This window comes from Haloferax profundi (assembly GCF_001469865.1).
GTDB lineage: Archaea > Halobacteriota > Halobacteria > Halobacteriales > Haloferacaceae > Haloferax > Haloferax profundi.
In genome coordinates this window covers 1-11,141 of the sequence record NZ_LOPV01000478.1, presented here as the reverse complement: position 1 = coordinate 11,141, position 11,141 = coordinate 1, and the positions used below count along the sequence as shown (strand labels likewise).

At 55.4% G+C, this 11,141-nt stretch carries 12 protein-coding genes and 1 pseudogene; 8 read left to right on the top strand and 5 right to left on the bottom strand.

Going from position 1 to position 11,141, the window contains the following annotated elements; all coding sequences use genetic code 11:
- Positions 1-260 precede the first annotated feature (260 nt).
- Positions 261-1,377: pseudogene (locus AUR66_RS15685) on the top strand (phage NrS-1 polymerase family protein); the annotation flags it as partial.
- Between the two features lie 848 nt (positions 1,378-2,225).
- Here the strand turns inward: AUR66_RS15685 and AUR66_RS15675 are convergent.
- Positions 2,226-2,648, bottom strand: a complete 423-nt coding sequence (locus AUR66_RS15675) for an ester cyclase (RefSeq protein ID WP_058573195.1) — start codon at positions 2,646-2,648, stop codon at positions 2,226-2,228.
- Positions 2,649-2,998: 350 nt separating this feature from the next.
- On the opposite strand from AUR66_RS15675, the gene AUR66_RS15670 reads away from it, so the two are divergent.
- The 5 genes from AUR66_RS15670 to AUR66_RS15650 all read left to right on the top strand — a co-directional run bounded on the left by AUR66_RS15670 (position 2,999) and on the right by AUR66_RS15650 (position 6,989).
- On the top strand, positions 2,999-3,250 hold the full coding sequence (locus AUR66_RS15670) for a ribbon-helix-helix protein, CopG family (protein ID WP_058573194.1): 252 nt from the start codon (positions 2,999-3,001) through the stop codon (positions 3,248-3,250).
- On the top strand, positions 3,247-3,711 hold the full coding sequence (locus AUR66_RS15665; RefSeq protein ID WP_058573193.1) for a hypothetical protein: 465 nt from the start codon (positions 3,247-3,249) through the stop codon (positions 3,709-3,711). Before AUR66_RS15670 ends, AUR66_RS15665 begins: the two co-directional genes overlap by 4 nt.
- 578 nt (positions 3,712-4,289) lie before the next feature.
- Entirely contained in the window at positions 4,290-5,141 is an 852-nt protein-coding gene (locus tag AUR66_RS15660) for a hypothetical protein (RefSeq protein WP_058573192.1), read from the top strand.
- A 704-nt stretch (positions 5,142-5,845) separates the two neighbouring features.
- Positions 5,846-6,514, top strand: a complete 669-nt coding sequence (locus AUR66_RS15655) for a helix-turn-helix domain-containing protein (protein ID WP_058573191.1) — start codon at positions 5,846-5,848, stop codon at positions 6,512-6,514.
- Between the two features lie 130 nt (positions 6,515-6,644).
- Positions 6,645-6,989 (top strand): DUF7344 domain-containing protein, encoded by a 345-nt coding sequence (locus AUR66_RS15650; protein WP_058573190.1) that lies wholly within the window; start codon positions 6,645-6,647, stop codon positions 6,987-6,989.
- 191 nt (positions 6,990-7,180) lie between these two features.
- Here the strand turns inward: AUR66_RS15650 and AUR66_RS15645 are convergent, their stop codons facing one another.
- Positions 7,181-7,648, bottom strand: a complete 468-nt coding sequence (locus AUR66_RS15645; protein WP_058573189.1) for a hypothetical protein — start codon at positions 7,646-7,648, stop codon at positions 7,181-7,183.
- Between the two features lie 175 nt (positions 7,649-7,823).
- Here AUR66_RS15645 and AUR66_RS15640 point away from each other — a divergent pair, with 175 nt between their 5' ends.
- The gene (locus tag AUR66_RS15640; protein ID WP_058573188.1) at positions 7,824-8,018 is read left to right on the top strand and encodes a hypothetical protein; all 195 of its coding nucleotides are present in this window, start codon (positions 7,824-7,826) and stop codon (positions 8,016-8,018) included.
- Positions 8,019-8,451: 433 nt separating this feature from the next.
- Here the strand turns inward: AUR66_RS15640 and AUR66_RS15635 are convergent, their stop codons facing one another.
- From AUR66_RS15635 to AUR66_RS15625, 3 genes are all read right to left on the bottom strand, one after another.
- Entirely contained in the window at positions 8,452-8,880 is a 429-nt protein-coding gene (locus tag AUR66_RS15635) for a type II toxin-antitoxin system VapC family toxin (protein WP_058573187.1), read from the bottom strand.
- Positions 8,877-9,152 (bottom strand): hypothetical protein, encoded by a 276-nt coding sequence (locus AUR66_RS15630; protein WP_058573186.1) that lies wholly within the window; start codon positions 9,150-9,152, stop codon positions 8,877-8,879. Before AUR66_RS15630 ends, AUR66_RS15635 begins: the two co-directional genes overlap by 4 nt.
- 202 nt (positions 9,153-9,354) lie before the next feature.
- Positions 9,355-9,939, bottom strand: a complete 585-nt coding sequence (locus AUR66_RS15625) for a hypothetical protein (RefSeq protein ID WP_058573185.1) — start codon at positions 9,937-9,939, stop codon at positions 9,355-9,357.
- Positions 9,940-10,232: 293 nt separating this feature from the next.
- On the opposite strand from AUR66_RS15625, the gene AUR66_RS20770 reads away from it, so the two are divergent.
- Entirely contained in the window at positions 10,233-10,661 is a 429-nt protein-coding gene (locus tag AUR66_RS20770; protein WP_082682239.1) for an SWIM zinc finger family protein, read from the top strand.
- Positions 10,662-11,141 lie beyond the last annotated feature (480 nt).

The window sequence follows — 11,141 nt, the reverse complement described above, 5'->3', positions numbered from 1 at the left end:
ATACAGGAAAATCAGCAAAACCGCAAGACGTGGCGGTGTTCCCCCCAATATCGCTATGCGATATCAGAGACGCCCATCTCAAAGAATGCGATATATGCGATAAGATTGCGATATAGCGCTTCTATCCGTGGTTTTAGCAATTTCGCATCGCAAAAAGCAACTAGTATAGATGGGGGGTATGCCGGTGCAAGTGAGCGAAGCGAACGCGGGGAGATTTTTTCTGGCGCCAAAAGGGGCGCGGCCACCAAGGAACTGAACCAATGACGAAAGAAACTACCACATTCGTGACACAGAAGAATCTCCCACCAGAACTCGTCGAACGAGACCAGTGGGTCTGCTGGCGAAGCGAGAAACGAGACGGGAAGCAAACGAAGATTCCAGTGGTCCCTGGCGAGGGCTCATTCGCATCGTCGACGGACCCATACACATGGTCAGATTTCGAAACAGCACGCTCGTTTGTCGAAGCGACCCGAGCTGATGGAATCGGCTTCGTGTTCACCGCCGAGGATCCAATCGTCGGCGTCGACTTGGACGATTGCCGGGATCCAGAAACCGGCGACATCGACGACGATGCACAAGACATCATCGAGCGACTTGACTCCTACACGGAAATCTCACCATCGGGAACGGGCTATCACGTGCTCATCAAAGGAGAACTCCCCGAAGGCCGGAACCGACGTGGACATATCGAATTGTACGACACCGCTCGCTTCTTCACCGTCACCGGCGACCGCGTCGACGACACGTCCGGACAAGTCAAGAGGCGACAGGACGCACTCGAAGCGATCCATCGCGAATATGTCCAACTACACTCCGAGGAAGAAGAACCCGAACGTGACGAACATACGAGCGTCAGGGAGGGCGCCAAAACCACACCCGACGTGGCACTCGAAGACGACGAGTTACTGAAGAAAGCAAAGAACGCCTCGAACGGCTCGAAGTTCGAACGCCTGTGGAACGGGAACACCGCTGGCTACGACAGCAACTCGGAGGCGGACATGGCGCTGAGTTGTTTGCTGGCGTTTTGGACCGGTGGAGACACGGCACAGATGGACACGCTATTCCGACAATCGGGACTCCTTCGAGCGAAGTGGGACGAAGTCCACTACGCCGATGGGTCGACATATGGTGAGAAGACGATTGAGCGGGCGGTTGAGGCGACATCGGAGTACTACGACCCCAGTCCAAGGGACGAATCAACGCAATCGAAGCTTGAAACGGAACCTGAGAGCCGTGACGTGGATACCGCCGAACCCGACCGTCAGAGCGCCTATCTCATCGAGAAGAACCAGTTGCTGTCTACCCGTGTAAGCGAACTCGAGGCGACGATTGAACAGAAAGACGAGCGTATCGCAGAACTCGAGGCCAAGGTTGAGGTCCTCACTGCCGAGCCTTCGGGTCAGAGCGACGAGGACGATCGTGGACAAGGACAACGAACCGGTGGCACCGAAGACAACTCAGACAACACGTCGCTACTCGGCCGAACAAGACGCTTGTTCAGCGGGAACTCCGAGTAGCATCTGATAGCCGTCTCTGTTTTGTAGCCCCGTCAGGGGTGACGGGGCAATCGGTGTGCCCTGGAGACAACGTATGCATTCTGAGCAACAGCAACACGCACGTAGCATCGAGAGGCCGCTGAACAACCCGAAACAGTCCCACTCTCCGTGGTCAAACCTTCGGCTGACTGTCCCAAACGACCGCCACCACATTTCGATTGTCGCGTTCGTCGAGTGTGTCCTCGTCGAACTTACTCACGAGGACGTTGGTGCGGAGTACGTCTCATCGAACGTGTGGGGAACAAAACGGACGCAGTTCATCGCAGTAGATCCCCTTGCAGAGGCGTTCTACAAACGTCATTACGACGAGCGTCTCGGGTGGCACGAGACGACAGTCAGCCGGGAATCTGTACGCAGTGAATTAATCAACCGACTTTCGCAGACTGATTCGCACGCGACCGACCGTAGTCACAGCGTTCCTGTTGAGTCGACCGACGTGTTCAGTGTGAAGCCGGTGCGGCAGCTCTACAATCGGCAACCTTAACCAACAGGTGACAACACCATCTCGATTCTGTTGGTTAAGACGACCATATCACTGTGTTCTGTTGAACTCCTCAGGCTGTGATACGAACCGCGTGACACAGACAGAGGGTGAGTTCAGCACACGTGTCGCACAGAGTGAACACGTAGAACGGCAAGAATGACTGCATGTCAAAAGAAATAGCGTTCCTACTCCTCGAGGAAGCCGAGTTGCTGGGCTATCTCCCGAGGGTCGTAGTACATCCGCTCCTCCTGTATCTTACCGTCCGCGATGACGAACTTCGACATCCCCTTGTGCTCGAACGTGCGCCCGGTCGGGGGGAGACCATTGAATTCTCCTTCATGCGTCCCTGTTGCCCTCCACTCGGTCATGACCGTCTCGGGGTCTTCAAGTAGGGCTTCAGGGGTGATTGTGAAGTCAGGGAAAGCGGTCCGAAGTTCACGGACGTGTGCTTCGAGAGCGTCAGGTCCGTGTACTTCACCGTCAGGAGCGCTTGGTTCGTAGGCCACGAATGAATCGGAGACTGAGTCTGTCTCCGAGTTCTCTCCATTCCATATCGCGAGGTAGGCAGTCATGGGCTGTTCGTGTCTGGTCGAGACGATCGAGGTCATAGTTCTAGTCACCTAACCTATACTTCGGGCCAAGTAGTTATATATTTGTCAGGTAGGTCTCGGGATACGAGAACCGCTGCCTCTTGAGTGGTGGTGACCGACTCGCGCTCTGTATTCAGCACGGTCCCAACAAACTATCAGTGATTGGTGATTTCAACAGAGTACAACCCCGCACTTTCATCGACGAACAGTACATGCCGATTACACTGACGACGAGGCAGTCCTCATTGCAGCAGACGAACAGGTTGAAGAAGGGATGCCACGCCAGAGTCATGCTTCTCCGTGGGCAGGTACATTTCCGAAGCGTGACTGTACGGACGTTTAAGTCGCCACAGCGCAATCGACTATTCATGGCCACGGATCTCACCGAACGGGTGCAAGAAATCGCCGAAGCCCGGGGAATCCCCGAGTCGGAGATCCTCGAACAAGCGTTGGAACGCGGTGTCGAAGACCTCTGGGTAGACCTTGTCCTCTCACGATATGTGAACGACGAAATTGATCGAGAGACGGCTATCGATCTCGTCGGTCGAGACCGCGTCAAGCGTGCGGAGCGCGAATTACAGACCGTTGAAGATGACGTCCGCTGGGGACTGAGTGCGTGATTCTTGCGGTTGCTGATACTGGCCCCATCATCCACTTAGATGAAATTGGCGTACTAGAGTTGCTCTCGGTTATCGACGAGGTACTGATTCCGCAGACTGTCTACCAGGAACTGGAAGCCGGTACGATTCCACCCGCACTCGAATCCATCGAATACGAGCTCGTTGAGGCCGACGTGACCGGACATGACGTTGATTTGGACCCCGGTGAAACGGCAGCGCTCGCAGTTGCATCTGAGCGAACAGCAGTGCTTCTGACTGACGACCTTGCAGCACGAGACGCTGCGAACGCTCGTGATGTCGAAGTACATGGTTCGATTGGGATCATTGTGCTTGCCTACTCCCGCGGAGAACTTGCGAAATCCGAAGCTGCCAAGCTGATGCGAGCACTCCAAGCCGAGACGAGTCTCTTCATCACGGATGCTGTCGTCGAACGGGGTATCGCACTGCTCGATGAAACCTAAGTTGGACTGTCCGCTGGTACAAGTCTGGGGGTCACGAGGACCGCCATGGAATTACTCTTGAAATGGGGAACTCAACGTGCGTCGCTACGTGGTATTTGCGACCTAATAATCTGCTTTCGCACATCGTTCCTGTCTGTCTGAGTTTGTTCCTCTAAGCGCTGAGCCCAACTAAGCGGGCGAACCGATACGGCACGCCCCGCTCGCCGCCCTTTGCCCTCCGTGCTCACGACTCGCGTTGCTCGCTGTTCGCGACGAGTCGCTCCTGGTAGTCGCGTCTCGCGTCACTCGCACCTTCCCGGTGCGCCAGCACCAAGCGCGCCGTCGGTCACGACGCCCTCGCAGACTCGGTCGTCGGACGCGAAACCGGCTTGTGTGCTGGCCGCTCGCTCCGGGCAGTCTGGCGCGCGGTGCTGGATGTTGTCCCATCGTCGAGCGCACGCCTTCCGCGCCCCGGAGGTGCGCGTGAAGGCGCGAAAGGCGTGCGCAGAATGAGTTGGTTGTTGTCGGTGAGAGAGCCACGGCTGGAGAGTCGTGGTGTCGGAAGAAGACGCTGAGTAGGCGCCTTCAGGTATACAGCAATGAGTACTAAGAAGCAAATCGGTAATGAAGTTTCGCACTCCGAACACCCCCGAGCAGTCGTCGACGACGTGGTTGATGAGACGCCTGAACTCCACCCGACGGTTGAACTCGAAATCCAAGCCAAAGTTGACCTGAATAACCCAGAAGCGGTTGGCCGAGGACTGACCCTCGCAGAAGAAGAGCGGATGGAAGCACGCGATTGGGAGATTGAACAGACGAAAGCTCGGTGGGACCGGAGGCAGACGTCGAATCGTGAACAGCGGACGGTGACGACGGTGGAACGGATGAGCGTCGAAGCAACGAGAGAGTTCAAGAAGCGCGCTGGGTGTGTCAATCGGTGGGCCGACCCGGATGAGCCGGACCCGCGTGAGCAACTGACGGTGGAACAGTTAGGTGAAGTGAACCGGGAGGCAGCGCGATTACAGACGAAACTCGGTGGGTGCTCGCGGTCGGCGATTAGCCATCGGTTGGCCGAAGAAGTCGCAGACGGGAAATCAATGATGAGCGCGGTGGTCGGTGTGTTCGAAGAGTTGCAACAGGCGCCAGGACGTGTGATTCCAATTGCGGCAGTCAGTGAGGTGAGTCGTCGAGAGGTGTCTATCTCTGGAACGGTGACCCAGCTCTGGGAGTCGTCGAATTCGGCGATTCAGCAGGTGGGACTCATCGAGGACGAGACGGGGAGAACAAAGTTCACTATCTGGGCAAAAAGTGGAAAAACGATTGTCAGAGAAGGCGAGCGTGTGACGATGCGGAACGTCGCGAAGAGCTGGTACGGTGGGCGTGTCTCAGTGGCTGCGACGGGATGGTCGGAGATTTCGTTCCCAGAGCGCGAGGCGTGGTGGGCTGAGTAGGCGTTGCAGGCGCTGTTTTCTTTTTGTGGATCCACCAGACCCAGACCCCACCTCCCCACCCACCGCTCCGTGCTCGCGCCGGCGACGGCGTCACCGCCGACGCTGTGCGCGCAGCCACGACCTAATTGATTCGTACTACTGGTTCTGTTGAGTCCCCCAGTAGCTGATAGGTTTCTGCGGGCGTGCTGAATACAGAGCGCGAGTCGGTCACGCAGTATTCCTGACCTCGGTGCTACATACAGTAGGACAACTTAGCCAGTAGCCGCACACGTTCACTATTGGTTTCGCTTCCCTAATCCGGTGGACGGATTTTCTTGTCCGAAATACATCTGAAGGGCCAGATACGCACCAGCGTAAACTGCTGTCACAATCGTAAGCCACAGTAGAGCAATTGAGAAGAGGGACAAATCAACCATAAGAGCAATTTACAAACAGTTGACAAAGACTTTCGGGTACTAACCATCATACGAAAGGTTGGTTCGGTTCCCAAATGACTGGAAGAAACGATGGTGGTCTGCTGAACTCATCCTCTGAGTGTTGCACACGAGTTCTGACAGGGACTGGGTAGCTTACAGTGGTCGTGCTGAATAGAGGGCGCGAGTCGGTCACGAGCCGAGAGCACACGATTATCGGTGGATACCCCTCTCAGAGACAGGCCCGCATCGGTGCACAGGTCTTTTTCGACGCGGGCCGATGGTTCGGCTATGGCTACCGAGGCGACGTTTACGGTCCCGCCCGACGAGTTTCCCCTGGGGTCGATTTTTGCGTCTGTACCGGGCGTGACGGTCGAACTGGAGCGCGTCATCCCACGCGAGGGCGTAATCATCCCGTACTTTTGGGTCCGGGGCGTCGATATCGACGACGTGGAGGCAGCCTTTTCAACCCATCCCGGCGTGAAGACCATTCGATTGATAGACTCCGTCGATGACGAATACCTCCTGCGCGTCGAGTGGGACCCAGAGTACGAAGGAATACTCAGCACGCTCGGCGAGACGGAGATACCGCTCATCACGGCGATCGGGACGGACGACCAGTGGACCTTCGAGATTCGCGGAGACCACCGAAGCGATATCGCCACGTTTCAGCAGCGGTGTCGGGACCGCGACATCCCGGTGACGCTGACGGCCCTGCACGCGCTGACACCGGTCGAGACTGCCACCGAGGCCGCACTCACCGATTCCCAACTGGAGGCGCTGGTGCTGGCCTACGAACGGGGCTACTTCAACTCGCCGCGCGACGTGACGATGGCCGAACTGGGAGAGGAACTCGGAATCTCACAACAGGCGATCGCCTCTCGCCTCCGGCGTGGACACCGCCGGATTCTCGGCCAGACCCTCACCGCTTTGGAGGGTGACGTCCCACGGCATAAATAAGGGTTGTATGCCCAAAAGGCAGGGTGATGCTGGTCAAGCCCCACAGTGTATTCGATGCTGCGACGTACGCGCATCGAATCCGCGGAAGGGATAACCACGTGACGCGTTTCGCAACAGGAGCCATCCACAGATGTCAGCAAAAAAAAGCGTTGAGGCTGGAGACTCGTTGAGTGAACTGTTCGATGCTCTCAGACACGTGTACCGCCGCCGCATTCTCATGACTGTTGCCCAACAGAACTCACAGGACGAGGACGACATCACCTCGGAGTCTATCGCGGATGGGAACGACGACGCGCTCGAACACTTACAACTGGAACTCTACCATATACACCTCCCAAAACTGGCCGACGCGGGATTCATTGACTGGGATCGTGATTCCGGGGTTATCACACGCGGCCCTCGGTTCGGGGAGATCGAGCCGCTTCTCAGATTGATGCACAACCATCAGGACGAATTGCCCGACGACTGGCCGTAGCCCGTTCTATAGTGGATGTACCGAACGCCGTCTTCGGAAGATATGCAGCGACCATCACCGGCTGTTTCAGTCGAGTCGGAGTGAATCGAACGATGATTGCGTGCTGCATCTATCCTCTATATGTGTCACGCGACTTCTGACAGCGTTTGGTGAGGTTTCTGCGGGCGTGATGAACTCAGGGCGCGAGTGTATCACGAGTCAAACGAACAGAGGCCATCAGGGGGATTGTCGTAATCACACGCTCGGCGGTAGCCGAGGTCGAGGCGTTCTCCTTCACGGAGTCTGCCCTCGGCGAGTGCAACCGAGCAGTCACCACCATCTGTGTCATACCCCTGGAACGACTCGGTGGCCCAGTCACCACCATCGATGCGAACAGCGACTTCGTATCGGCCAGGGGTGCTCCCCCAATCGCACTCCGGAATCGCGCTCTCGACGATGGCTCCGTCCTGTCCGGCGACATCGTGTGTCGAACGGTGAACGTTCGTTCCATTCCGCATCACTCGAATCGTGATCTGATGAGCGTTCTCAGTGGAGTTGTGAACTGCGACGTAGCCAAGTTGGAACGACTCGTTCTGGGTCCCCGCGAGACTGTATAGACACCCGGACGTCGAGGCGGCCCAACCGGTAGCGAGCGAGGCAAGGAGGGCACGACGGTTCATACGCCGAGTTCCGTCCCTTTCAAAAAGTATCTTCCCCCACTCGTATCGTCAGATACCTTCTGAGTGTAGCACACCACTACTGACAGTGATTGGGGAGGTCTCTGCGGACGTGCTGAATACAGGGCGCAAGTCTTGCAACAAGATTTTGAACAATGACAGTGAACATACATTCACAATGGCGAACCTCTACCGGCGTATTGACGAATGGCTCAGGAGTTTGCCTCGGGTGAAATACGCCGTTATTATGGGTATCGTCGCATTTGTCACTTACCTCGGTGTGGGTGCCTTGCTCGGAGAATCTGTCCTGATTCAGGCAGTAGCCATGGGCCTCACACTCGGGGCATTCTATTATTTCACCAACGTTCGGTGATTGACTCACCCTCTGTCTGTGTCACGCCACTACTGACAGCGTTCGGTGAGGTCTCTGTGGGCGTGCTGAATACAGGGCGCAGGTCGGTCATCATAGCCAGCATCACCTCACCAAGTGTAGAAGGTTTCAGTTCCGCGAATTGCGTAGCCAGGATAGAATATACCTTGCCCAAATCACAGCACCGACGCCTGCCGCTAAGATAGCAATTCCAAGGAGAGCCAACTTAACGGAGGTATTCGGTAGCACATTCTCACTACTTCAGTTTCGATTGTAGGTTTGTTGGTAGAACAGAGCGCGTACACTCCTGATTCGCAATTTCCTCACAGAACATCTCTGAATGATTGTTGATGCTGTGCTGAACTCACCCGCTAAGTTCAGTACGACGGTTCTACCAACTTCTGGATGAGTTGGAAAAGGCATTCCAGGTAGGCCATTAGTATCCTGGTTCGATACGGTCAACGAGTCCATCGAAATCTGTGTCAAAGCTCAACACAGCATCGATATCACGTGACTCACACAGCGTGACTATCGTCGCGTCAGTGAAACTGAGGTCGTGATCGTTGTATCGACGAAACGTCTCTAGCGACGCCCGAACATCATCTGGTTCGACGTGGATCATCTCGAAAACCTGAGGAAACGGCTCTTCGCCGAGAATGCGACTGGCAACAGTCTCTGCAGCCTCGAACGAACCCGTTCGAGCCCGTGTAAGCGTCACAGTCTCGTCGAAAACATAGTCATTCGTGTATGGTTGTCCGAACTCTCCATCGAACAGTTCGTCGAATGCACTGACGGCTTGGTCGTGCCGGTCGGCATCCGTATCGTGATGCGCAAAAAACACACCAGTATCGACGAAGACGCTCATCCATACAGCACGTCGTCGATGTCTTCCTCGGTCGTCGTAACCCCCGAGGAGACCATCCCATCGTGGAACTTCTCGCGCTCGGATTCTGCAAGGGGGACACGTTTCTCGCGGAACGAGTCGATGAGGTCTGCCTTGGACTCAATGGCATGCTCAACGAGCCGTGCCAGGATTTCCTGTTGCGTCACTCGCTTTCCCGTCTTGAGCCGAATCTCGGCTTGTAACCGTTCGAGACGGGATTTGGTGTCGTCGTCCATCTTTACCGACGTGGCCATATTCTTCGGTAGAACATACTACTGGGTAAAGTTTGCTACCAAATTTGATGGTGTCACTGAAGTTTGCTGAACTCACTCTCTGAGTGTTGCACGCCGTTTCTGACAGTATTCGGTGAAGTCTCTGCGATCGTGGTGAAGAGAGCGCAAGTCGGCCACAGAAACTTTCGGAGGCCGACTATCCGAGTCGGGAGATAGAGAGGATCTATTCTTCAATCGTCAGTGTGTAACTCCACTCAAACTCTTCCCACGACGTGTCCGCCCTAACCTTCGGCACAAATGATTCGGCAAACCGGTGTTCCCCTGCGGGAAGACAGCCCATATCTTCGGGCCGACCGCTCACCCACTTATCCATCGTTGCCTCCAATATTTCGCGTTCCGGGTAATGCAGTACCGTGTATTCGCTCTGAATGCACTCTCCCGCATTGAGTGACTGCCATCTAATCACGTCAGGACGAACGAAGTGAACAAGATTCGTCTGCCAGCATCCCTCGACAGGGCGATCAGGAATGATCTGTTCGGTCGTTCCGAAGACGTGTTTCTGCGTCTCGCGGTCACTCGGAATGAGAACAAGCCATCCTTCGTCTTCACTCCAGATATTGGAGTACGGCTGGATTGCGCCAAAGCCAACCGTCTGCTCTTCCGAGGAATAATTCTCAAATGACCCCCGAATTTGAGCAGGTGCATTGGGTGAGAAATCGCGTAGCTTCTCGACGTTAAGATGGAATGGCACCTCGCTGGGTTGAGGGCCTTCAGTAACTGTGATACGCGGGTAGCGCCCAGAAGCCATACAAAATAACGACCCCCCGATCAAGTAACATTATTGAACTTATTTTGACGAGAACAGTACGTTAAGACAGTAGTAGAGATGCACCTCGGCTGGACAGGAGGTTCAGAGTCCTGTCTGTGAATAATACTGCTCCGTCATGCTGAACTCACCCCCTATCTGTGTCACGCGACTTCTGACAGCAACTGGGGATTTCAGCAGACTCGATGAATGCTAACTCGGCAGAACACCTGGTGACGTCACTTTCTTAGCGCCTCGATGGGCGAGGCGCTCTCTTCTGGGCGCTTCGAAAAACCATGTCTGAACTCCTACTAGCAAGACTCGACCCAACGAAGCGTGTCCTGAAACGAGCCCAGTACGAAGCATTCGAATTCTCGTTATTCGACGGGGATGTGCTCGTCCGCAACGCGAGCCATGCCGACCCCGAGAACCACGAATACAACGTACGAATCGTCAACGGCGTACCGGAAGCGTGTGACTGCCCAGCGGACGAGAAGTACGCTGGCCCGTGCAAACACCGTGTCGCAGTTGCGATTCGACGTCCGGTCCTCGATGCTGTCGAGGAAATGCAGATGGTCGCAGACGGCGGTGTGGTCACTAACGAACAACCGGAAACTGGGGTGGAAAACGATGCGACTCCTGATGATTGCGACTGTGAGATGTTGGATGATGACTTCCCTTGCTGGGCGTGTGTAGACAGTGGCAGACGCGAACTTCCGAATTGACCGACTGCACATCCAAGCCGGGACAGTAGATAATAACTCTTTTAGTAATCAAATAGAATTGACACTTGCCGTTATCAGGGGCACACCATTGGTACGGTCAACATCTCGTGTTGACCTGCCATTCTCGTTTCGGACCTCGACAGTCCGTATCGGTCACAGAAGAGACGAGTGACTTCCTTGCTCTGCTTTGGTAGGCTCTCTGTACGAATCTGTGGAAAGGGGATAGTTGTGGGCTCGCCGTTCACGTCGACAGCCCCGGGGGCAGGGGATTGGGGCTGTCTTTGGCACGCGATTGGCTGGTTTCTGTCCGTTGGGAGTTTGCTGCACCGTAGGACCAGACAGACAATCCTACGGACATAGGGCCTAGACGTCGGCAATCGTATCCATTCGGTTGGTGTCAATATACGCGCCGCTCACACGTTGCTGAGGTACATGTCCAAATTCCCTGTCTGAGTCTTCGATGTCTGTGAGTTGTTTTTG